The organism is Streptomyces sp. NPDC044044, assembly GCF_056434405.1.
Map to the genome: position 1 here is coordinate 227,006 of NZ_JBWKFG010000012.1, position 22,560 is coordinate 249,565.

The 22,560-nt window shown below is 71.8% G+C and carries 17 protein-coding genes; 7 read left to right on the forward strand and 10 right to left on the reverse strand.

Annotated features, from left to right (window positions below; all coding sequences use genetic code 11):
• Window positions 1-21: 21 nt before the first annotated feature.
• Genes mmuM through AC07AG_RS38440 form a run of 5 tightly spaced genes read right to left on the reverse strand, consistent with a single transcriptional unit; the run spans window position 22 to window position 6,744 of the window.
• Window positions 22-924, reverse strand: a complete 903-nt coding sequence (gene mmuM / locus AC07AG_RS38420) for a homocysteine S-methyltransferase (RefSeq protein WP_478761340.1) — start codon at window positions 922-924, stop codon at window positions 22-24.
• Window positions 921-2,999 (reverse strand): ABC transporter ATP-binding protein, encoded by a 2,079-nt coding sequence (locus tag AC07AG_RS38425; protein ID WP_478761341.1) that lies wholly within the window; start codon window positions 2,997-2,999, stop codon window positions 921-923. Before AC07AG_RS38425 ends, mmuM begins: the two co-directional genes overlap by 4 nt.
• Before the next feature lie 15 nt (window positions 3,000-3,014).
• Window positions 3,015-3,929, reverse strand: a complete 915-nt coding sequence (locus tag AC07AG_RS38430) for an ABC transporter permease (RefSeq protein ID WP_478761343.1) — start codon at window positions 3,927-3,929, stop codon at window positions 3,015-3,017.
• Window positions 3,926-4,876, reverse strand: a complete 951-nt coding sequence (locus tag AC07AG_RS38435) for an ABC transporter permease (protein WP_478761344.1) — start codon at window positions 4,874-4,876, stop codon at window positions 3,926-3,928. The genes AC07AG_RS38430 and AC07AG_RS38435 overlap by 4 nt, the downstream gene beginning before the upstream one ends.
• Window positions 4,873-6,744 carry a peptide ABC transporter substrate-binding protein gene (locus AC07AG_RS38440; protein ID WP_478761345.1) on the reverse strand — a complete coding sequence of 624 codons (1,872 nt, stop codon included), beginning with the start codon at window positions 6,742-6,744 and terminating at the stop codon, window positions 4,873-4,875. Before AC07AG_RS38440 ends, AC07AG_RS38435 begins: the two co-directional genes overlap by 4 nt.
• Before the next feature lie 169 nt (window positions 6,745-6,913).
• Between AC07AG_RS38440 and AC07AG_RS38445 the strand changes: the two genes are divergently transcribed.
• From AC07AG_RS38445 to AC07AG_RS38470, 6 genes are all read left to right on the forward strand, one after another.
• The gene (locus tag AC07AG_RS38445; protein WP_478761346.1) at window positions 6,914-8,146 is read left to right on the forward strand and encodes an ROK family protein; all 1,233 of its coding nucleotides are present in this window, start codon (window positions 6,914-6,916) and stop codon (window positions 8,144-8,146) included.
• Window positions 8,143-9,717 carry a M81 family metallopeptidase gene (locus tag AC07AG_RS38450; RefSeq protein WP_478761347.1) on the forward strand — a complete coding sequence of 525 codons (1,575 nt, stop codon included), beginning with the start codon at window positions 8,143-8,145 and terminating at the stop codon, window positions 9,715-9,717. The genes AC07AG_RS38445 and AC07AG_RS38450 overlap by 4 nt, the downstream gene beginning before the upstream one ends.
• Window positions 9,718-9,815: 98 nt before the next feature.
• Window positions 9,816-10,646 (forward strand): transporter substrate-binding domain-containing protein, encoded by an 831-nt coding sequence (locus AC07AG_RS38455; RefSeq protein WP_478761349.1) that lies wholly within the window; start codon window positions 9,816-9,818, stop codon window positions 10,644-10,646.
• Between the two features lie 63 nt (window positions 10,647-10,709).
• The gene (locus AC07AG_RS38460) at window positions 10,710-12,221 is read left to right on the forward strand and encodes a hypothetical protein (RefSeq protein WP_478761351.1); all 1,512 of its coding nucleotides are present in this window, start codon (window positions 10,710-10,712) and stop codon (window positions 12,219-12,221) included.
• Between the two features lie 32 nt (window positions 12,222-12,253).
• Entirely contained in the window at window positions 12,254-13,324 is a 1,071-nt protein-coding gene (locus AC07AG_RS38465; protein ID WP_478761352.1) for a caspase family protein, read from the forward strand.
• On the forward strand, window positions 13,308-14,741 hold the full coding sequence (locus AC07AG_RS38470; protein ID WP_478761353.1) for a hypothetical protein: 1,434 nt from the start codon (window positions 13,308-13,310) through the stop codon (window positions 14,739-14,741). Before AC07AG_RS38465 ends, AC07AG_RS38470 begins: the two co-directional genes overlap by 17 nt.
• Before the next feature lie 374 nt (window positions 14,742-15,115).
• Here the strand turns inward: AC07AG_RS38470 and AC07AG_RS38475 are convergent, their stop codons facing one another.
• The 4 genes from AC07AG_RS38475 to AC07AG_RS38490 all read right to left on the reverse strand — a co-directional run bounded on the left by AC07AG_RS38475 (window position 15,116) and on the right by AC07AG_RS38490 (window position 20,528).
• Window positions 15,116-15,862 (reverse strand): AfsR/SARP family transcriptional regulator, encoded by a 747-nt coding sequence (locus AC07AG_RS38475; RefSeq protein WP_478761355.1) that lies wholly within the window; start codon window positions 15,860-15,862, stop codon window positions 15,116-15,118.
• A gap of 128 nt (window positions 15,863-15,990) precedes the next feature.
• Window positions 15,991-18,897 carry a helix-turn-helix transcriptional regulator gene (locus AC07AG_RS38480; protein WP_478761356.1) on the reverse strand — a complete coding sequence of 969 codons (2,907 nt, stop codon included), beginning with the start codon at window positions 18,895-18,897 and terminating at the stop codon, window positions 15,991-15,993.
• Between the two features lie 155 nt (window positions 18,898-19,052).
• The gene (locus AC07AG_RS38485; protein ID WP_478761358.1) at window positions 19,053-19,262 is read right to left on the reverse strand and encodes a hypothetical protein; all 210 of its coding nucleotides are present in this window, start codon (window positions 19,260-19,262) and stop codon (window positions 19,053-19,055) included.
• A gap of 168 nt (window positions 19,263-19,430) precedes the next feature.
• Window positions 19,431-20,528 (reverse strand): NADH:flavin oxidoreductase/NADH oxidase, encoded by a 1,098-nt coding sequence (locus AC07AG_RS38490; protein ID WP_478761360.1) that lies wholly within the window; start codon window positions 20,526-20,528, stop codon window positions 19,431-19,433.
• Window positions 20,529-20,663: 135 nt separating this feature from the next.
• On the opposite strand from AC07AG_RS38490, the gene AC07AG_RS38495 reads away from it, so the two are divergent.
• Complete coding sequence (locus AC07AG_RS38495) at window positions 20,664-21,029, forward strand: ArsR/SmtB family transcription factor (protein ID WP_478761361.1); 366 nt, start codon at window positions 20,664-20,666, stop codon at window positions 21,027-21,029.
• Between the two features lie 73 nt (window positions 21,030-21,102).
• On the opposite strand, the gene AC07AG_RS38500 is transcribed toward AC07AG_RS38495, so the two are convergent.
• Window positions 21,103-22,452, reverse strand: a complete 1,350-nt coding sequence (locus AC07AG_RS38500) for an FAD-dependent oxidoreductase (protein ID WP_478761363.1) — start codon at window positions 22,450-22,452, stop codon at window positions 21,103-21,105.
• Between the last annotated feature and the right edge of the window lie 108 nt (window positions 22,453-22,560).

Below are 22,560 nucleotides of genomic sequence, written 5' to 3' on the forward strand. Positions count from 1 at the left end.
GTGGCGCACGTCCTCGGTCCCTCACTTCGGCCCGTCGCCCGACAGCTCGGCGGCCACCTGCGTGATCGTTTCCGGCCCCACCCGGCAGCACCCCCCGATCAGCCGCGCCCCCGCGTCCCGCCATCCCGTGACCCGGCCCGCGCTGAAGTGGGCAGGGCCCCGCCACGCCCTGGCGGTCGCGTCCCACGTCTCGCCACTGTTGGGGTAGGCCACCACCGGCTTGCCCGTGATCCGCGCGGCGAGGCGCACCGCCGCGTCCGCGTCCTGCGGGTCGCAGCAGTTGACGCCGACCGCGAGGATCTCCTCGGCGTCGGCCGCCAGGGCGAAGGCCTCCGTCAGGGGCTGGCCCGCCCGTGTGTAGCCGCCGGAGACGGTGTACGAGAGCCAGGCGGGCACCCCCAGGCCGCGCACAGCCCGCAGCAGGGCCCGCGCCTCGTCGGTGTCCGGGACCGTCTCCAGGGCGATGACGTCCGGCTCCGCGTCGGCCAGGACCTCCAGGCGCGGGCGGTGGAAGCGTTCGAGTTCCGCCACCGTCAGGCCGTAGCGGCCCCGGTACTCGGAGCCGTCCGCGAGCATCGCCCCGTACGGGCCCGCGGACGCGGCCACCCATACCTCGCGGCCCACGTCCGCGCCTGCTTCGCGCGCCAACTCCACGCTCAGGCGCAGCAGTTCGGCGGTGCTCAGCGCGTCGATGCCGTGCTTCGCGAAGCCCTCGAACGTCGCCTGGTAGCTCGCCGTGGTGGCGATGTCCGCGCCCGCCTCGTAGTAGGCCCGGTGCGCCGCCGCGACGGCCTCCGGCTCGTCGGCCAGCAGCCTCGCCGACCACAGGGCATCGCTCAGGTCGTGCCCGGCGGCCTCCAGCTGGTTGGAGAGGCCGCCGTCGAGCACGAGCGGGCGTCGGGTCAGTGCTTCCGCGAGTTTCACACTGCCGACGCTAGCCGAGGCGCGGACAGGGGGAAGTGGCACGCGACCTGATGTCCCGCACTGTTCGGGGTGCTCACCAGCGGCTCCGTGGTGGCGCACACCTCCTGGGCCACGGGACACCGGGTGCGGAAGCGGCAGCCCGACGGGGGCCTGGCGGCCGACGGCGTCTCGCCCTCCAGGGGAGTGCGGTCCACTCCGTCCGAGGCCTGCGGGTCCGGCAGGTTGACCGTGTCGAGCAGCCCGCGCGTGTAGGGGTGCAGCGGGTGCGCGTACACCTGTGCGGCAGGCCCCGACTCGACGAGCTTGCCCAGGTACATCACGCCGACCGTGTCCGCGAGGTGGCGCACCACCGCCAGGTCGTGCGAGATGAACAGATACGTCAGACCGCGTTCCCGCTGCAGCTCCCGCATCAGGTTCAGGATCTGCGCCTGGACGGAGACGTCGAGCGCGGAGACCGGCTCGTCCGCGACCACCAGGTCGGGGGAGAGCGTCAACGCCCGCGCCAGGCCCAGGCGTTGACGCTGGCCGCCGGAGAACTCATGCGGGTAGCGGTGCACGGCGCCGCGCGGCAGGCCGACCGCGTCCAGGAGTTCGCCGATCAGCTTCTCCTGGTCGGCGCGGCTGCCGACACCCTGGATGACGAGCGGCTCCCGCAGGATCTCGCCCACCCGCATCCGGGGGTCCATGGCGGCCGTGGAGTCCTGGAACATCAGCTGCACGCGCCGCCGGTGCGCCCGCCGTTCCGTCCGTGACATGCGGGCGGGGTCGTGCCCGTCGAAGCGCACGTGTCCGGCCGTCGGCTCCTCCAGGCCCGCGACGATCCGCCCGAGCGTGGTCTTGCCGCACCCGGACTCGCCGACCATGCCGAAGGTCTCGCCCCTGCGGATCTCCAGGGACACTCCGCCGACCGCGCTGACCGTGCCCCGGCTGCGCGAGAAGGCGCCGCCCTTGAGGGGGAAGTCCTTGGCCAGGGAGTCGAGTTCGAGGAGTACGTCGCCGGGGGCGCGCGGCGCCGGCACGGCCGGCGGGATCACGACCTCCGCCTCCGTGGCGTTCTCCGGCACCGGGTGGAAGCAGGCGAACCGGTGCTCGCCGCCGCGCACTTCGTCGTCCGCGAGCTGCGGCTCCCGCGTGCGGCACTCGTCCGTCGCGAAGGTGCAGCGCGGGGCGAAGCGGCACCCCGTGGGGCGCACCGCCAGGTTCGGTGGCAGGCCCGGGATAGTGTGGAGCGCGGTGCCGCTGTCCGCGGCGCGCTCGGGGAGCGAGGCGAAGAGCGCCTCCGTGTAGCGGTGCCGGGGTCGCGCGAACAGGCCGCGCACGTCCGCCTGTTCGGCGACCTTGCCCGCGTACATCACCGCGACCCGGTCGACCCGGTTGGCGATGACACCCAGGTCGTGCGTGACCAGGATCATCGCCATGCCGAGCCGCTCGCGCAGGCCGTCGATCAGCTCCAGGATCTGGTGCTGCGTCGTGACGTCCAGGGCGGTGGTCGGCTCGTCCGCGATGAGCAGCTTCGGCTCGCAGACCAGGGCCATGGCGATCGCCACGCGCTGGCGCATGCCGCCGGACAGCTGGTGCGGATAGGCCTTCATGCGCTCGGCGGGCTGTGGCATGCCGACCAGGCGCAGCATCTCCTCGGCCCGCGCCCACGCCTCTTTCCTGCTCAGGTCGGGGCGGTGCAGGACGAGCGGCTCGGCCACCTGCGCGCCGATGGTCATCGTCGGGTTCAGTGAGGTGAGCGGGTCCTGGAAGACCATGCCGATGGTGTTGCCCCGTACGCCCTGAAGGACCGGGGCGGGGGCCTTGGCCAGGTCCTGGCCGTCGAACAGGACGCGTCCGCCGGTGACTTCGCCGCCGGGCGGCAGCAGTCCGAGGACGCTGAGCGCGGTCATCGTCTTGCCGCAGCCCGACTCGCCGACGATGCCCAGGGCCTGACCCGGGGCGAGTTCGAGGCTGACGCCGTCGAGGGCGTGGACGGTGCGCTCGCGCGAGGCGATGTCGACGCGCAGATCGTCGATCCTGAGCAGCGGCTCGGGCGCGGGCAGCGGCTCGGCTGTGAGCAGTGGCTCGGTCATCTCGTCGGTTCTCCCTTACTTCCTCAGCCGTACTTCGAACGCGTCCCGCAGTCCGTCACCGATGAAGTTGAACGCGGCGACGACCAGGACGATCGCGATGCCCGGCGGGAAGATCAGCCACCAGTAGCCGTTCTGTGTGTAGGTGATGCCGGCCGAGAGCATCGAGCCCCAGTCGGCCGAGGGCGGCGGAATGCTCAGGCCGAGGAAGGCCAGATAGCTGACGTAGAGGATGGCGTCGGCGATCTGGAAGGTGCAGTTGACGATGACCGTGCCGATCGCGTTCGGCACGATGTGCTTGAACACGGCACGCGCGCCGCCGCCGCCCATCATCCGCATCGCCTGGACGTACTCGCGGTCGCGCAGCGAGAGCGCCTCGCCGCGCACGAGGCGGGCGGGGGAGAGCCAGGCGACCGAGGCGATGATGACGATGAGGACGCCCTTGCTGGGCGTGATGATCGCGGCGACCACGACCAGCAGGAACATCGCCGGGATCGCGAGCGCGGCGTCCGTGATCCGCATCATGGCAGCGTCCACCCAGCCGCCGAAGTACCCCGCGACCGCGCCGTACACGGTCCCGAAGAGCGTCGCCAACAGGCCCGCCGCCAGGCCGATCTCGAGCGAGGTCTGCCCGGCGACCATCAGCCGCCCGACCATGTCGTAGCCCAGGTCGGTGGTGCCCAGGAGGTGGCCGGGGCTGCCCGGCGCGAGGTTCGCCCGGGTGAGGTCGGTGTGCACCTGCTCGGTGGGGTGCAGGAGCGGTCCGAGGTAGCTGAAGGCCAGGAGGAGGACCAGGACCACCACGCCCGTCAGGGCGAGCTTGTTGCCGGTGAAGACCTGGAGCGTGCGGCGGGCGAGCGAGGGCGTGGCCTGGGCCGCCGCCTCGTTCCCCGGAGCGGCCTCTGGGGTGACGTCTGCGGTCGCGGTACTCATGCCACGCTCCGGATCCGGGGGTCGAGGACGGCGTACAGGATGTCGGTGAGCAGCGAGCCGACGACGGTGGCGACACCGACGACGAGCGTCACGCCTAGCAGCACTGGGAAGTCGGAGCCCTGCGCCGCGTTCCAGAACAGCAGCCCCATGCCGGGGTAGTTGAACATCGACTCGACGACGAGCGCGCCGCTGAAGAGCGTCGGCAGATACAGGCCGAGCAGGGTGGCCAGCGGGATCAGCGCGTTGCGCAGGACGTGGCGGACCATGATCCGGCGGCTCGACTGGCCCTTGGCCATCGCCGTACGGACGTACTCCTCGGTGAGGTTGTCGAGGACCGCCGAGCGCATGTAGCGGCTGAACATCGCCACGATGCCGAACGCCATGGTGACGACGGGAAGGACCAGCCCCGTGAAATCGCCGAGGAGTTCACCGACGCTCTCGCCCTGTGGTGCCTCTGCCGGGAGGATCGGCATCACCTGTGCGAACAGGATGATCATGATGAGGCCGAGGAAGAACACCGGCGTCGCGTAGAGGAGGAACGCGACGCCGGTGAGTGCGTAGTCCGACGCCTTGCCGCGCCGCACCGCCTGCAGCAGACCGAGCGGGACCGCGATGACCACCGCGAGCGCTGTGGAGAGCACCGTCAGGAGCAGGGTCTTGGGCAGGCGCTGCTTGAGCAGGTCGAAGACCGGCGAGTTGAGCTTGAACGACTCCCCGAGGTCGCCGGTGAACAGCCGCTTCAGGTACATCACGTACTGCGCGGGCAGCGAACGGTCGTACCCCTGCTGGTGGTTGAAGTGCTCGATCTGCTGCGGTGTGCCCTTCGGGCCGAGGATGGCGCGCGCGGGGCCGCCGGGCAGCATGTGGAGCAGGGTGAAGACGATGATCGAGACCAGGAACAGCACGACGAGCGCCTGAAGGAAGCGCTTGACCAGAAAGCCGGTCACTTGTCGGCTCCCTTCTTCTTGACGTAGTACCAGTCCTGCGGCGCGAACGTGACGGTGGGGTTCTGGCCGATGCCCCGCAAGTCGTTGCGGATCACGGAGACTTGATAGGCGGGGTTGGGCATCCACATCACCGGGAGCTGCTCGGCGAGGTACTCGCCGTACGCGTGCATCGCCTTCATGTCGGGCGAGTACTGCACGGCGCGGATGATCCGGTCGGCCTTCTTGTCGCTGTAGTTGCCGAAGTTGGCGGAGGCGCCGGTGGAGAAGAGCTGCTCACCGCTGGGGTTGAGCGGGTAGTACCAGCTGCCGGCCGTCCCGAAGAACGACATGTCCCAGTCGCAGCCGGGGTCCTTGGCCTTGCAGGGCACCGAGTTGCCGAGCACCGAGTTCAGCGGCTGCTGGCGCACGGTGAGGTCGATCCCGCCCTTGGAGAGCGAGGACTTGAGCTCCTGCATCATGTTCGTCGTCTCGGTGGAGCCCGACTGGGAGAGCAGGGTGAGTTCGAGCGGGGCGTTCCTCGCGATGCCCTTGCCGCACTCGTCGGCGCCCGTCCCGGGGCGCACGCAGCGTGCGGTGCCGTCCTCGGTCCGCCAGCCGTGCGCGGTGAGGAGCGCCTTGGCCTTCTTGACGTCGAAGGGGTACTGGTTCTTCTCCATCGCCTCGGAGAGGTACTGGCTCTTCGGCGTCACCGGCACCGGTCCGAGCGTCGGTGTCGCGCTGCCCTGCCAGATGACGTCGCTCATCGCCTTCTGGTCGACGAGGTGCTGCATCGCCCGGCGGATGTAGAGCTGGTCCATCATCGGGCCCGCGTGCGTGGAGTTGAAGTTGTAGACGATGTACGTCGCCGCCCAGCCCTCCCACGGATCGACGCGGTAGCCCTTCTCCTCGAACTTCTCCTTCTGCGCCATCACCGAGGGAGGGATGTAGCCGTAGTCGACGCCTCCCGAGCGCAGCACGTTGTACTCGGAGTCGGCCGTGGTGAAGGGCTTGAAGACGACCTTGTCGAGGTGCGGGCGCTGGGACGCGGGGCCGGTGTACTTGTCGTTCGGGACGATGGTGACCTGGCCGCTGTCGCGCCAGCCCGCCAGCTTCCACGGGCCGTTGACCGTCTTCCACAGCGGGTCGGAGCCGTACGAGCCCAGGCTCTTGGCGTGCCGCGTGAGCCGTGCGAAGACGGCCTTGGCGCCGTCCTTCGTGCGGTCCCAGTCGCCGACCTCGCCGCCGTCGTTCTTGGCGTCCCAGGCGTGCTGGGGCAGGGCCCGCATCAGGGTGAGCTGGTTGGCGGTGAACCAGTCGGGGTTGTACGCGCGGCTCAGGTGCAGGCGCACGGTGTGGTCGTCGACGGTCTCGAAGCGCTTGACGTTGTCGGGCATCGTGCCGACCGAGTAGTTGCCCCAGCTCGCCTTGTTGGCCTTGACGAGGTTGAACCAGAACTCGATGTCGCGTGCGGTGACCGGCTTTCCGTCGGACCACGTCACGCCCTCGCGCAGCGGCACCGTCACGGTCTTGTTGCCGTCGCTGAACTCCGGCTTCCCGCCGAGGGTGCTCGGGCCGTGCGTGGTCAGCTCGCCCTTGTCCTGCACGGCGTCGTACACCGGCATGAAGAGCAGCGACTGGATCCCGTAGTTGTACGAGGCGCCGTAGCCGGGGGCGCCGATCGGGAAGATCCAGTTCGGCGTCGCGGCGGGCGGCAGCGCCATCGTGGCGGTGCCCCCTTCGACCGGAGTGCCGCCGGTGGGGCCCATGTCGACGCGGCCGCCCTCCTTCGTGCAGCCGGTCACTGCCGTGAGGGCGAGCGCGGCGACGGATGCCGCCGCGGCTATGAGAGCGCGGCGCCGCGCGCGGGGACGTGATCGCCTTGAGCGCATGGCGAAGGGCCTCCAAGGATGCGAGAGCCGGACCGTGCCGGAGATCGACGGGCGGCGCCTGAACGCTAGGTCTGGCGACAAAATCAAGTCAAGAGCTTCGTTCGGCAAGAAGTCTCAAAATCGGGAGGGTCTGGCCAACTTGCTTTGAGGGGACCTAGTGTTCGTCCCGATGTCGAACGAACTGATCGAAGCAACTGGGGGCGGCATGTCCGGTACACCGCACGGCGAACCGGGGTCGGCGCAGCACATCCTGCAGCTGGTCTCCTCGGGCGCCGCCTCCTCCCGGGCCGATCTCGTGCGGGAGCTCGGGCTCGCCCCCTCCACCGTGTCGCTGCGCGTGCAGGAACTCGTCTCCGCGGGCGTGCTCACCGAGTCCGGCGAGGGCGCGTCACGGGGAGGCCGCCGCCCCCGGCTGCTCCGCGTCCACGCGCAGGGCGGCGTCGCACTCGCCGCCGACCTCGGCAGCCACCACGCGCGCATCGGCGTCGTCGACCTCGGCGGCACGGTCCTCGACGCCGTCGACCTGCCGCACGACATCACCGCGGGCCCCGAGTCCGCCGTCGACTGGCTCTGCGGCCAGGTCGCCGACATGGGCGCCCGCCAGCGCGAGGCGGGCCGCGCCGTCCGCGCCCTCGGTGTCGCCTTCCCCGGTCCCGTACAGCCCGCCGAGGGCCGCGTCCTGAGCCCGTCCCGCATGCCGGGCTGGCACCGCTACCCGCTGCGCGACGTCCTCGCCGAACGCCTCGGCATCCCCGTCACCGTCGACAACGACGCCACGATGATGGCCGTCGGCGAGCACCGCACCGCGCGCCCCGGCCTCGACCACATGGTCGTCGTCAAGGCGGGCCGCGGCATCGGCAGCGGCGTCATCGTGGCGGGCCGCCCGCACGACGGCGCGGGCGGCGCCGCGGGCGACATCAGTCACGTACGCATCGAGGCGGCGGGTGACCGCCCGTGCAGCTGCGGCAACATCGGCTGCCTGGAGACCGTGGCCAGCGGCGCCGCCCTCATCCGCGAACTCGCCCTGCAGGGCGTCGAGGTGGACGACACCACCGAACTCCTGCGCCTCGTCGCCGACGGCGACCCGCAGGCCACCACCCTCGTCCGCACCGCGGGACGGCACATCGGCACGGTCCTGTCCGTGGTCGTGAACTTCTTCAACCCCCAGGCCGTCGCCCTCGGCGGTGTCCTGGCCACCGCCGAACCGCTCGTCGCCGCCGTACGAGGCGTCCTCTACGAGCGCTGCCTGCCCCTGGCCACCGCGGACCTGGAGATCACCACCACCGTGACCGGCCGCGACGCGGGCCTGCTCGGCGCCGGACTCACCGCCCTGCGCCAGAACCTCCCCCACTCCCCGGCACCCCAGGACCCGTCGTCCCAGGAAGAGAGCGTCCAGGCATGACCACCCCCGCGACGAACCAGCGCCGCCTCCGCATCGGCATCGGCGGCATCGGCATCGAGTCCTCGACCTTCTGCCCGCACCGCTCCACCACCGACGACTTCCGCCAGACCCGCGGCCAGGACCTCCTGGACCGCTACACCTGGACCCAGCCGGACTCGGACCTGGCCTACACGGTCGAGTGGGTGCCTCTCCTGCACGCCACCTCGCTGCCCGGCGGTCCGGTGGAGGCCCAGTCGTACCTGATCCTCAAGGACGAACTGGTCACGCGCATACGGGAAGCGGGCCCCCTGGACGGCCTGGTCTACGACATCCACGGCGCGATGAGCGTCATCGGCCTGACCGACGCCGAAGCCGACCTGACGGAAGCGGTGCGCGCCGCACTCGACGCCGTCGGCACCCCCGACGGCGGACGCCCGATGATCTCCACCGCCATGGACCTGCACGGCAACGTCTCGCGCCGGTTCGCCGAGCCGATCGACCTGCTCACCGCGCACCGCCTCGCCCCGCACGAGGACGCCTGGGAGACCCGCGAGCGCGCCGCACGCAATCTCGTGCGCTGCCTGCGCGAGGGCACCCGGCCGCACCGCGCCTGGGTGCAGGTGCCGGTGCTCCTGCCCGGCGAGAAGACCAGCACCCGCCTGGAGCCCGCCAAGTCCCTCTACGCCTCGCTCGCCGACATCGAGCAGCTGCCCGGCATCCTCGACGCGGCGATGTGGGTCGGCTACGCCTGGGCGGACGAACCGCGTTGCAAGGCCGCGATCGTCGTCACCGGCGACGACGCCGAACTGGCCGCCGCCGAGGCCGAGAAGCTCGCGCGCCGCTACTGGGACGCGCGCCGCGACTTCCTCTTCGTCGGCCCCACCGGCGGCGCGAAGGAGTGCATCGCACAGGCGGTGGCCTCGACGAAGCGGCCCTTCCTGATCAGCGACTCCGGCGACAACCCCACGGCGGGCGGCGCCGGCGACCTGGCGTACATGCTGGGCAAGCTCCTGGAGAACGACGCGATCCGCTCCGGGAAGGTCACCGCGGTCCACCCCGGCATCACCGACCCCGTGGCCGTCGCCCGCTGCTTCGAGGCCGGAGTGGGCGCCGAGGTCACCCTGAGCGTCGGCGGCAAGGTCGACGCGCACCACGGGGGCCCCTACGAACTCACCGGCACCGTCGTGGCGTTGCAGCGTGCGGCCGAGCAGAAGGACCGCGCCGAGGGCGGCGCGTACGACCGGGGCGTCGACATGGCGGCCGTGCAGACCGGCGGCGTGACCGTGATCCTGGTCGAGCGCCGCAAGCCCTTCCACACCCTCGCGGACTTCATGGGACCTGCGGACGGCGGCCTCGGCATCGACCCGCGCACCTTCGACCTGGTCGTGGTCAAGATCGGCTATCTGGAGCCCGAGCTCCATGACATGGCCGCCGACTGGCTCCTCGCCCTCACTCCCGGCGGCGTCGACCAGGACCTGCTGCGGCTCGGTCACCACCGGGTCGAGCGCCCGCTGTACCCGTTCGACGAGGACGCGTACGAGGGCGGGGACGGCCCCGCCCTGACGGCGGCCCGGCTGGCGCCGCTCGCCTGAAGAGCCCGGTGATCGCCTGGTGAGAAGGGGCTTCACCGGCCAGAACGGTTCTGCGAGGGTGATCCCTTCGAGCCGCGAACCCGCCCGGAGGAGCCCCCGTGAAGCGTGCCGCCACCCTGTCCGCCCTGGTCTGTCTGCTCGCCGTCACGGCCGCCGCCCCCGCGTCCCCCGACGCGGGGCGCGGCAAGGACCGCCACCACGGCAGCCTCCTGGACTCCGTGCCCAAGAAGGGCGTCCTGAAGGTGTGCACGACGGGCGACTACCGCCCGTTCACCCACCTCGACCCCGCCGACGGCACGTACAGCGGCGTCGACATCAAGATGGCCGAAGACCTGGCGAAAAGCCTGGATGCCAAGCCCAAGTATGTGGCCACGACCTGGGCGAACCTGACCAAGGACGTCGCGGCGGGCCGCTGCGACATCGCGGTCGGCGGCGTCTCCATCACCCTGCCGCGCGCCCGCCAGGTCTACTTCAGCGAGCCGACCCGCGAGGACGGCAAGACACCGATCATCCGCTGCGCCGACAAGGAGAAGTTCGGCGAGGGCACACTCAAGGACATCGACAAGGCGGGGACCACCGTCATCGTCAACCCCGGTGGCACGAACGAGCAGTTCGCGCGCGCCCACATCAAGCAGGCCACGATCAAGCAGCACCCGGAGAACACCACGATCTTCCAGGAGATCATCGAGGGCCGCGCGGACGTGATGATGACGGACGCGAGCGAGACCCGCTACCAGGCCAAGATCCACCCCGAACTCTGCTCCCTGCACCCGGAGAAGCCCTTCACCTTCTCCGAGAAGGCCTACGCACTGCCGCGCGGGGACGAGGAATTCAAGGAGTACGTCGACCAGTTCACGCACCTGGCGACGCACGACGGGACGTACGCCGGGTACGAGGCCGAGTGGATGGGCGCCCCCTCGGGTTCCTAGCCAGGGGTTTCCCTGAGCCCGCCCCCGATGTCCGGGCGGCGCGGCCGTCCTACCTTCCTGGGCATGGCTTCCTTCCGTGAACGGTGCATCCACAGCCGGCAGGGTGGTCGGCTCGCCTCGACCACCACCGCCGACATCGACGAGCTCGTGGCCGGGCTCAAGGACCGGCCGCGCGTCGTGCTGCACTTCCACGGTGGACTCATCGACGACACGCTGGGGTTCGCCACGGCCGAGCGGCTCACGCCCGTGTACGAGGCGGCCGGCGCCGACCCCGTCTTCTTCGTGTGGAGCAGCGGACTCCTGGAGACCCTGCGGGGCAACCTTCCGCAGATCCTGAACGAGAGCGTCTTCCGCACGCTGCTCAACCGCGTCACCCGTTACGCCACCGGCACCGTCTTCCGGCAGCCGGGACAGCGCGCCCTCGGGGTGGTGGCCACCCCTTCCCCGAGGGCGGTAGCAGCCGAACTCGCCCAGGTGCGGGATGGACAGGAGCCGTACGCGCGGCTGACCGCGCCGCCGGACGTGCCGCCGCTGAGCGAGGCCGAGCAGAAGCAGATCGCCGCCGAACTCTCGGCGGACATCGAACTGGCCGAACGCACCCGGGAGATCGTGAACTCGGTGGTGCCACCGGACCAGGTCCACCCCACAGAGCCGGTCGCCGCGGCGCGAGAGGTCATCGGGGGGCGTGCCGCGGCGGCCACACTGATGTCACCCGACGTCGTGGCCGATCTCGCGGCCAGGGCGGGCACGGGGGAACGTGCCCTGGTGAGCACCGCGTTGGTCGTGCGCAAGACCGTGCGGGTGGTGGCCGCCGTCGTGGGCCGCTTCCGGCAGCGCAACGACCACGGCCTCTATCCGACGGTCGTCGAGGAGATCCTCCGCGAGTTCTACCTCGCCAACGCGGGCGCCGCGATCTGGGACGCGATGAAGCGGCAGACCGCCGACACGTTCGCCGGTGCGGGGGACGAGGTCCGCGCCGGACGGTACTTCCTCGACCGGTTCGCCGAGCTGCTGGCCGCCGGCACCCGCCCCCGGGTGACCGTGGTCGGCCACAGCGCGGGCGCCGTGTTCATCTCCAACCTCCTCGACGACCTCGCGCGCAGGCGCGCCGAGGACGACGACCCCGTCCCCGCCGACTTCCGGCTGCGGGACGTGGTGCTCCTCGCGCCCGCCTGCACGGTGGCGCAGCTGGCCCCGGTGGTCCGCCGCCAGGCCGAACTCTTCGACCGGTTCCGGATGTTCACCATGACCGACGCGGCGGAGCAGGCCGACCACCTGGTGCCGTTCCTGTACCCGAGGTCGCTGCTCTACTTCATCTCCGGGGTCCTGGAGCGCGGGCCCTCCCAGCGGTCCGTCGTCACACCGATCGCGGGCCTGCAGCGCTGGTACCTCGACCCTGCCGCCACGGGACCCGACTCCGACGGCCTGCGCGGCTTCCTGCGGGCGGACCCCGCACGCACGGTCTGGTCGCCCGGCGACGTCGGCCCCGGTCTGCGCGCGGGGGCGCGCAGCCACACCGCGTTCGACGACGACCCGGAGGTCCTCGCGAGCGTGGCCGCCATGCTCGCCGACTGAACGGCGCGAGGCTGAACAAGGGGGAGAGTCCGATGAACGACCTGCATTACGCCGTGGTCGTCGGCATCAACCGTTATCCGGCCATCGGTGACCTGCAGGCCGCACGGGGTGATGCCGTCCGGTTCCGTGACTGGCTCGTCGACCCCAAGGGAGGCGATGTGCCCGAAGGCAACGTCACGCTGGTGACCGCCACCGAGGAGCAGGAGCGCACCGCGGACTTCATGACGGCCGTACCGACCAGAGAGAACGTCGACCTGGCGCTCTACCGGGCGAACATCGCGGTCCAGCGGGCGATCGAGGACCGGCCCGAGGAGGAGTGGGAGGCCGCGAGGCAGCGGACGCGGCTCTACTTCTTCCTGGCGGGGCACGGCTTCATGACGCCCCCCAACAGCACCGCGCTGCTCATGGCCAACGCCGCGTTCGACCTCCTGGGCAATCATCTCGCCGTGGGTCAGTACCTGGACTGGTACGAGTCGTCGTCGCCGTTCCGCGAGATCGTCTGCTTCGCGGACTGCTGCCGCACGAGCAACGGCAACGGCTCGGTCTTCCCCTTCGGGCCGCCCTTCACCACCACGGTGGGGGCGCTGGAGCAGGTCGACTGCTTCGTCGGGTACGCCACCTCGCAAGGAGACCCCGCCTACGAGGAACAGAACGCGGACCCCGACCTCGCGCGCGGGCACTTCACGACCGCGCTCCTGGACGGTCTCGGCGGGCGCAGCGTCACCCGCAAGGGGCTGATCACCTCCGACAGCCTCGCGGACTACGTCGTGCGGCATGTGGAGGACCGCACCCGGCACCTGCTGGTCCCGCAGCAGCCCAGGTTCGTCAAGGGCAGCGCCCCGATGGTCTTCGTGCGGGACGTGGAGAACGGGATGCCTTTCGTGACGCTGCGCTTCCCGGAGGGATTCCGGGGCTGGGTGCAGCTGCGCGGCGGCGACCCCGACGAGCCGCCGCTGAGGTGGCACGTCGACGCCGCGGAACACGTCGAGAAGCTCGCCCCCGGCCTGTACCGGGTCACGCCGGAGAGCTGGGCGGCGGACGACTTCCAGAACGGTGGATTCTTCGAGGTAATGACGGGCGGTGGGAATGGTGTCCAGCTCTGAAGAGCGGCGGCGCGCACGCGAGGAGAAGGCCAAGCGGGTGCCGTTCGTCGTCATACCGGACACCCCGTCGGTCCTCGTCACCGTCACGGACTCCGCGTTCCGCGAGGTGGCGCACGCGATGGGCACCATCGACACCACGCTGCCGCCCGGCATCTACCGCATCGAGCAGCGCTTCGGCGGCGCCGTGGAGAGCCGGTTCGTCGAGGTCGGCACGGAACCCTTCGTCGAGCGGCTCGCGCTGCCCGACATGCCCACGGCCACCCCGGTCGAAGGCACCCCCACGACCCGTGAGGACCACCGCGCGGCGGCGGTGCGCTGGAGCACCGAGGCGACGCACGGCACGGGCCCGCCGACCCTGATGGTCCTGATCCGCAATCTGCGCAGGGGCTGGCAGCTCGACCCGTTCTCCCTGGAGATCGCCGACGAGTGCGGCAGGCCCGTGGACGGCGGCGCCGGGGGCTGGGAGCCTGCCGGGGGACAGGAGTGGTCGGCCTGGAGCGGTGAACTGCCGCCCGGCGGCTACCGGTTGAGGACGCGCAGGAAGCCCGCCGACGGGCTGACCCTCGCACAGGCGCTGCACGTCCTCGACGGGTGGACGACCCTGGTGTTCGTGAGCAACGGACCACAGGGCCCGCAGCCGCAGTTCGCCTCGATCCAGATGGTGCCCCGCGGCGTCGGCTGGCAGCCGGCGGACCGCACCCTGGACCTCGCCCTGGAGGCCGCGCTCTCGGGGCTGCGGCAGGGGATCGACCTCGTGTCGACGCGGCAACTGCTCGGCCTGCTCGACGCCAGGAGCGTCAACCCCTTCCTCGGCATCATCGGGGCGCACGCCCTGCTGCTGCACCCGACGCCCGACCTGGGGCGGATCGGCAGCATCCTGGAGCGCCTCGTCCACCATGCCCCCGACCAGCCGGACATCGCCGCGCTGTGCACCCTGGTCGGCGAGCCGGTGCCGCCGGTCGCGTCGCCGCCCATGTTCGCGGCCTCCTGCCGCCTGCTCGTCCGGGCGGACTCGGCGGACCCGGGGATCCTCCAGGACGGTTCGGTGGCTGAGAGCGCGGCGGAACACATGGTCGGACGCGGCGTCTGGACGACCTGGCTGGAGCAGGAGCAGGAGCAGGAGCAGAGGCAGGAGTACGAGCAGGGCCAGGGGCCTGGGATCGCGGCGCGCGGCGGCCTGGTCCCGCTGGTGCCGGGGGGCGCCGGCGCGGCCCGGCGACCGCGGGCCGCCGATCCGGTCGAGCGGGTCCAGCGCTACGTACGGGAGATCGCGAGCGTCGAGGACAAGAGCGTCGACGACGTCCTGCGGGGCATGGAGCCGAAGGACCTGTCCCACAGGACCGGCATGCCGCACAAGGCGGTGGACAAGGCCATCGGGGAGCTCAGGCGCCCGCAGGGGAAGCCGCAAGGAGAGTGAGGCCCCGCTCGGCCGTCGCGAGCGCCCGCAGCGCCCAAGAGGGCCCACGGGGACGGCATGAGGCCGCGACGGCCGGGAAGTCGTGCCCCGGCCGTCGCGGCTCCCGACGGCTCCGTCGCCGCGCGCGGCACCCCCGTGTCCGTGCGTGGTGGAGCGTCGGTGGCCTGCCGGCCGCGTCCCCCAACACGGCCGGCAGGGGTGGGTGGGCCGACCTGCGGCCCGTGCGCCCCCGAGCGCGCACGGACAGACAGGCCTGCGGTGACGTGATGGCGCGTCACCCGTACTTGAGGAACCCCCGCCGCGGAAACTCCGGCCGCGGGAATCCCGGCCGCGGTCACGGTCGCCATGGCTGCCTCGCCTCCCCGTCGCGCACGTCAGGTCAGCGCGTGGCGCACCATCGTGAGGAACTGCTCCGAGGGTTCGATGCCGAGCTCCGTGCGGAGCAGCCCGCGGAACGCCTTGAAGTGGCGCACCGCCTCCGCGAGGTTGTTCTCGGCGAGGTGCACCGTCACGACCGCCCGCCGCGCGCTCTCGCGCAGCGGATCGATCCGGGTGCTCTCCAACGCGGCCTCCAGGGCGGGGGCGTACTGCTCCTGTGCGACAAGCCGGGCCGAGAGGGCCTCGAGCGCGTGCAGCCGCAGCTGGTGCAGCCGCTCGCGCTCGAACACCACCCAGTCCTGGTACCAGCCGGGCAGCAGCTCACCCATGCCCATCAGCGAGGCGCACGCGGCCCCGGTCCCCTCTGCCGAGGCCGCGAGTATGTGGTGTGCAGTGGTGGTGAAGTCCTCGATGTCCATCCGGACGAGCCGGCTGAGCGCGAGCACCCCGGGCCGGGGGTCGCAGATGGCCGAACCCGCCGCGTTCAGGCGCCAGATGGCCGTACGGAGGCAGGCACGCGCACGCTCCTCGGTGACCTCGGGCCACAGCGTCCCCGCGAGCACCGAACGCGTCGCGGGGCCACGAAGCCCGAGCAGGGCGAGCAACTGCTGCCCGCTGGCGGACACGTCGACCTGCTCGCCGCCGTCGCCCTCGCCGCGGCTGAGGTGAAATCCCCCCAGCAGCCGCAGACGCAGGGCCGGTGGCGCGTCGTCGCGTACCGCCGGACATTCCGTGACAGCCATCTGTGCACCCCCAGTTGTGCATTCCGTGCCCTGACCAGCCAAGAACCTACGCCGGGCAGGGGCAGGGGTGCCTCAGGGAACCGCCCAGGGATAACCCCGGTGTGCCAGGGCTCCGCCCAGGGGGCGGGCTAGGAGGACCGGCGGGAAGAGCCAGGAGACGGGCCAGGAGACGGACCAGGAGACAGACCAGGACGGGCTAGGAGGACGTGCGCCGCTCCTGGGGGGGCGAAGTGCTGCACGAGCCCGATGCGCGAGGCGATCCCGAGCTTCGTATAGGTGTGGCCCAGGTGGTACTCGATGGTCTTGACGCTCAGCGCGAGCGCGGTGGCGATCTGCCGGTTGGTGAAGCCCTGCGACGCCAGACGCGCGACGGCCAGCTCCTGCGGAGTGAGCCCCTCGGCGGCGGAAGCGGAGTCGGCGGCCGTCGGATCGTGCGCGAGCCGCGGCGGCGCCGCACGCCCGCAGGCGTCCAACTCCCTTTCGCACCGCGCGAGGTAGGGCGAGGCGTCCAGTTCACGCATCGTCGTGTACGCGGCCTGCAGCTGGGCCACGGCGACCGAGCGGCGGCCGATCCTGCGCAGGAACGCCCCGTGGTCGAGCTGCACGCGGGCGCGGCCGAACGGCGAGGGGATCTGCGCCGCCTGGTCGTGCGCGCGCAGGAACGAGGCCTGGGCGCGGTCCGTGTCCCGTTGCGCCGCATGCAGATTGCCGCGCACCCGGGCCGCGGCGGACAGCGCCGAGTGCTGCCCGCGCGCCGAGGCCCGCTCCTCGTAGGGCAGGAGCACCGCCTGAGCCTCGTCGAACTCGCCGAGCTGGGTCAGCGCGTCGACCAGGAGCTCACGCCAGGACACCACGCCGGGTTCGTTCACGCCGTCGTGCGAGGCGAAGTCCAGGAGCGGGCGCAGTGCCTCGACCACCCGCTCCGGCTCCGCGCGCGCTTCGGCGAAGGCCCCGTGCGCCGACGCGGCGTACGCGTAGGCCAGCGCGCTCTCGTCGCAGCCCGGCGCGTCCAGGGCGAGCCGCAGGTGCGCCGATGCCCGGTCCCACGAGCCGCGTGCGGAGAGGATCCAGCTGGCGATGGCGTGCGTGACGGGCTTGAGCCACGACTGCTCGGTGTCGTCGGCGATCGACGCGGACGCCTCTGCGTGGATCAGCGCCTCGTCCCAGTCGCCGAGCCGGTGCAGGGTCTGCGCGAGCGCGGAGGCGGACAGCAGCCGCAACGGCACCGTGCCCCTGCGGCAGTTGGCCACGGCTCCCTGCAAGTCCGCGCGTGCGCCGAGGAGATCGTCCGACCACAGCCTCAACTGCCCTCGCGCCAGGAGCAGATCGATGCTCGACGGAGGGACGAGGAGCGGATCGGGCAGGTCCCCGGCGAGTTCGATGCCCTTCTTGGCGAACCCGCTGAGGCCAAGGGCGAGCAGGTGGTTGAAGCGCAGCATCCGGCTCGGCCCCTGGAGGGTGGAGAGCCGCTGTGCGCGCTCCGCCCACTGGGCGGCGTCGGCCGAGCGCCCCCGCATCACGGCGGCGTAGCTCAGCTGCTCGGCCGCCCGCGCGGCCAGCGAGGGGTCGCTCTCGTGGTCGCACTGGTTCCAGGCGTCGACGAGGAGCGTCTGCGCCTGCTCCATGCGCCCTTGGACGCGCGCCACATAACCGCGTACGTACCCGCGCAGCGCCGGGTCGGCGCCGGCCGGAAGACCGGCCGCGAGCTCGGCCGACTCGTGCACCCGGCCGTCGAGCAGCAGTGCCTCGACGGCCTCGACGGCGAGCCGGTCGCGTTCCAGGTCGGTGGTCGCCACCCGTGACGCGTGCCGCAGGTGCGTGCCCGCGACCGCCCACTGTCCGGTGGCCGCCTCGCGCCGGGCGCACGCGGCGAGGGCGGCGGCGAGGTGCTCGTCGGGTCCGGTGGCCGCGAGCACCCGGTGCCGCAGGCTCGCGTACTCGTCGTCGACCAGGGCCGCGGCCCGCGTGTGCAGGTCGGCCCGGTGCGCGGGCCCGATGTCCTGGTAGACCGCGGCGTGGACGAGCGGATGCGGGAAGGCGATCTCGGGCGCGGCCCCCGGGTGCGTCTCCTTCAACAGGCCTGCCTTGACGGCTCGTTCGAGCGCGGGCAGGGGCGCGGTGACGCGGGCGAGCGAGGCGGCCACGCCCAGCTGGCAGGAGAGCCCGAGCACACTGACCGACTGGACGAGCCGCAGCGCCTGGGAACCGCACTCCGCGAGATTGGCGAGCACCAGCATGGCGTACGAACGGGGCGCGGGCAGCGGCGTGGCGACGTCCCGCAGGACGTGCGCGGGCACCTGGTCCAGGAGCGCCCGGGCGTGCAGCGGATTGCCGTGCGTATGAGTGTGGAGGCGTACGGACGCGGAGTGCGGCAGCCGGTCGGAGCCCATCTGCGCGCTGAGGGAGCCCAGTTCGTCCGGTGTGAGCCCGTGCAGCGGGATGCGCCGGGTGCGGACGTCGGACAGCAACCGGCGGATGCCGTCCGGGAGTTGGGGCGCCTGCGGGTCGCGCGCCGTCACGATCGCGAGGACCTTGTCGACGCGCAGCCGTCGCAGCGCGAACGTCAGGGCGTTCAGGGAGGCGGAGTCGGCCCAGTGGGCGTCGTCGAGCACCAGGATGACCGGACCCTTGTCCTGCAGTTCGCTCAGCAGGTCGAGCAGCCCGAAGCCGGCCGCGAGCGGCGGCAGGGTGCCGGGCGCCGAGCGGGGCGTGCGGACCAGCGAGCCGAGACAGTCCGGCAGCGGGATCGGGCTCTGCCCGACGAACTGGGCGAGCACCCCGCAGGGCAGCGCGCTCTCGTTCTCCTCGCCGCTGGCCTGCAGCACACAGGCGTCGCCCGCCGTGTCGAGGAACCTGCGCACCAGCGCGGACTTGCCGATGCCGCCGGGACCGTCGATCAGGACGAGACGCGGCACACCGTCGCACGCCTGGCGGAACTCCTCCTGGAGCGCCGCGAGTTCATGGCGCCGACCGGAGAACGCCTCATGGGGCGCCGGTGCGTGGGCATGGCCGTTCAGTATGCCGCCGGACGTCATCACCGCCCCCACATGTCGGCACCCGGTACGGACGCCAGGACTGTGACGGCGACCCGTGCCGGGCGCATGGCCCTGAACGTCCACGATGATGCCCGAACGGGTCCCGGTACAAGCAGATTCCCCGCTCCCGCCGAGCTGTTTGCCATGCCGTGGGATCAGGCGCCACAGGAGTCGCCATCCGTCGCGGAGGCCGGCTCTCCGGTCTCCGTGGACGACGCGTCCGGCGGCGGTTCGAGGAGCGAGAGCAGCTCGAGCCAGCCGTGGAACGGCGTGCAGCGGCCCGTGTCCCCTTCCTCTTCACACTCATCCACCACGTTCCCGTGCACGCCCGCAGGCGAGCGGAACACCTCGATGACGTAGCGCACAACGCCCTCCCGAGGGCCGGTACGGGCCCCGAACCGTGACACATCGCGACAGCGCCACGGTACGAAGCCTGGACCGCCCCTCGCTTCGGGGTGTCACCTAGGGATGTCCCCAGTCACCGACCCTTGGCCAAGGCTATTGCGGATGGTCGGCGCCCTGCGCGGTGGTGCTCACACCATGAGGTGGTACTGCTGGGGAGTGGCCACATCGCCGCCGAGCTCGTTCGCTGCGTGCCGGGCCCACGAGGGATTGCGCAGGAGTTCGCGGCCCAGGAGCACGGCGTCCGCCTCGCCGTTGGCGAGGATCTTCTCCGCCTGCTCGGGGTCGGTGATCATGCCGACGGCCGCCACGGGCAGGGACGTCTCGGCCTTCACCCGTGCCGCGAAGGGGACTTGGTAGCCGGGGCCCGTCTTGATGCGTGCCCTCGGGGCGTTGCCTCCGCTGGAGACGTCGAGGAGGTCCACGCCGTGGGCGTGCAGCTCCTTCGCGAGGCGGACCGTGTCGTCGGCGGTCCAGCCATCGCGCTCGTCCTCGGGGTTCTCGGTGAGCCAGTCGGTCGCCGAGATCCGGAAGAAGAGGGGCAGTTCCTCGGGCCAGACGGCGCGGACGGCGTCGACGACCTCGAGGGCGAGCCGGGAGCGGTTCTCGAAGGAGCCGCCGTACTCGTCCGTGCGGTGATTGGTGAACGGCGAGAGGAACTCGCCGATGAGGTAGCCGTGGGCGCCGTGGATCTCGACCACCTGGAATCCGGCGTCAAGGGCGCGCCGGGCCGCGGCGGCGAACTGGCCGACGACGGCGTGGATCTCGTCCGTGGTGAGCTCGTGCGGCAGGTGGTGGCCCTCGTCGTAGGGGAGCGCGCTGGGTGCGAGCGGCTGCCAGCCGTTCTCCTCCTGGCCGACGGGTCCGCCGCCCTTCCAGGGGCGGTCGGTGGACGCCTTGCGGCCCGCGTGGGCGAGCTGGATGCCCGGAGTGGTGCCCTGGGTCTTCAGGAAGCCGGTGATGCGGCGCAGCGCCTCGACCTGCGTGTCGTTCCATATCCCGAGGTCCGCGGGGCTGATGCGGCCCTCGGGGCTCACGGCCGTCGCCTCGACGAGGATCAGGCCGGTGCCGCCGGCGGCGCGCGCTCCGTAGTGGGCGAAGTGCCAGTCGTTCGCCACACCCGCGTTCGGTCCGAACACCTCGGCCGAGTACTGGCACATCGGCGCCATCCACACCCGGTTGGGGACGGTCAGGGATCGCAGGGTGTAGGGCTCGAACAGCGCGCTCACGGCGGACTCCATTCGTCACGGACTTCGGTACGGCTCGTACGGTAGCCCTCGTAGTACGCCAGATGTCAAACTACGATGACTCTCGTACTATGGAGGCCTTCGAGAGACGTGAAGCCCGGACGAAGTGGAGCCGTCATGACGATCGCCGCACCGGTCAGCACCCGCGCGCTCGACCATCCGGCGCGGGTGGAGATCCGGCTCGAGGCTGTGCTGCACGCGCTGTCGGACCCGATGCGCCTGCGGGTCGTACGGCAGTTGGCCGGGTGCGAGCCGGGGCTCGACGGCCTCTCCTGTTCGCAGATCGACCTGCCCGTCACGAAGTCCACGAGCACCCACCACTTCAGGGTGCTGCGCGAGAGTGGCGTGATCCAGCAGATCTACCGCGGCACGGCCAAGCTCAACGGACTGCGCCGCGACGACCTGGACGCGCTCTTCCCCGGGCTCCTCGACACGGTTCTCGTCGCGGCGACGGCGCAGGCGGAGCGTACGGGCGCCCCGTAAAGGGCGCGAGGACCTGCGCGACCGGCCCTCGCCGGGCCCGCGGATCCCTGTCCACCCGAGACCCGCCCGGCGCCTACGGCTGCTCGCCCCGCGCGGCGGCCCGCAGCCCCGGCCAGTCGGGGATCTTCACGGGCCCCCGGCCGAGCGCCGCGCCGACCGCGGCCTCCGCACGCTCGATCCCCAGCCAGCCCTGCCACTCGACGGGGTGCAGCCCCGCGTCGATGAGAGCGGGCAGCGGATCCTCGGGCACCCCTTCGCGTACGAGGGATGGGGCGTCGTCGAGCAAGGACTGCACCGTCTCTTTGGCGCACGGGCGGTTGGTCCCGATGACGCCCGTCGGGCCCCGCTTGATCCAGCCCGCCACATACTCGCCGGGGGACACCGCGCCCTCCCGCAGCACCCGCCCCGCCGCATGCGGAACCGTGCCGAGCCCGGGGTCGAACGGCAGTCCGTCGATCGGCACCCCGCGGTAGCCGACCGAGCGCAGGACCAGCTGCCCCGCGATGTCCTCGTACTGCCCGGACCCCGTCACCCCGCCCCGCCCGTCCGGCAGCGTCCGCTCGAACCGCACCCCGCCGACGCGGCCCGCCGCCTCCGTGACGGCCACGGGGCGCAGGAAGAAGCGGAGCCGGATGCTGCGCGGCAGGTGCCGCTCCGGGCGCTCGGCCCAGCCGCGCATCACCTCGACGTTCCGGCGGCCCACCGCGGGCAGGCCGGAGGGGTCGGCGTACGCGGGATCGAGCGCCAACTCACCGGGATCCACGATCACTTCGGTGTTCGGGAGCGAACCGAGCTCACGCAGTTCCTTGGTGGTGAAGCGCGCCTGTGAAGGGCCGCGCCGCCCCACCATGTGGACCTCGCGCACCCGGCTCGCGGCGAGCACGCCGAGCGCGGCCTGCGGCATGTCGGTGGGCCGCAGCTCGGCCGCGCCGCGGGCCAGCATCCGCGCGACGTCCACCGCGACGTTGCCGACGCCGATGACTACTGCGGACTCCACGCCCCCCACGAAACCGTCGGCCGCCGCGTCCGGGTGCGCGCTGTACCAGGACACGAACTCCGTGGCCGAGTGGCTTCCCGGCAGATCCTCGCCCGGTACGCCGAGCCTGCGGTCGGCTGCCGCGCCCACGCAGTAGACCACCGCGTGGTAGAGGCCGAGCAGCCGCGCGACGGGGAAGCCGCCGGGGCCGATCTCGATGCCGCCGAGGAAGCGGACGCGGTCGTGTTCCAGGACCGTACGCAGGTTGTTCTGGAGGGACTTGATCTTCTCGTGGTCGGGTGCGACGCCGTACCGCACGAGGCCGTAGGGGCAGGGCAGCCGGTCGATGACGTCGACGCGCACCCCCGGCACGCGGTCCTGCTGGACGAGGGACTGCGCGGTGTAGACCCCGCTCGGGCCCGATCCGACGACGGCGACCTGCAGCACGGCGGTGCTCCTTCCGCGAGGCGGCCTCGGGGGATGGGTTCAGCATCGCACCAAGGTGCGTCGAGGGGGAGATGCGGTGAGGGGGCGCGTTGATCCGGGTGCCTCGCT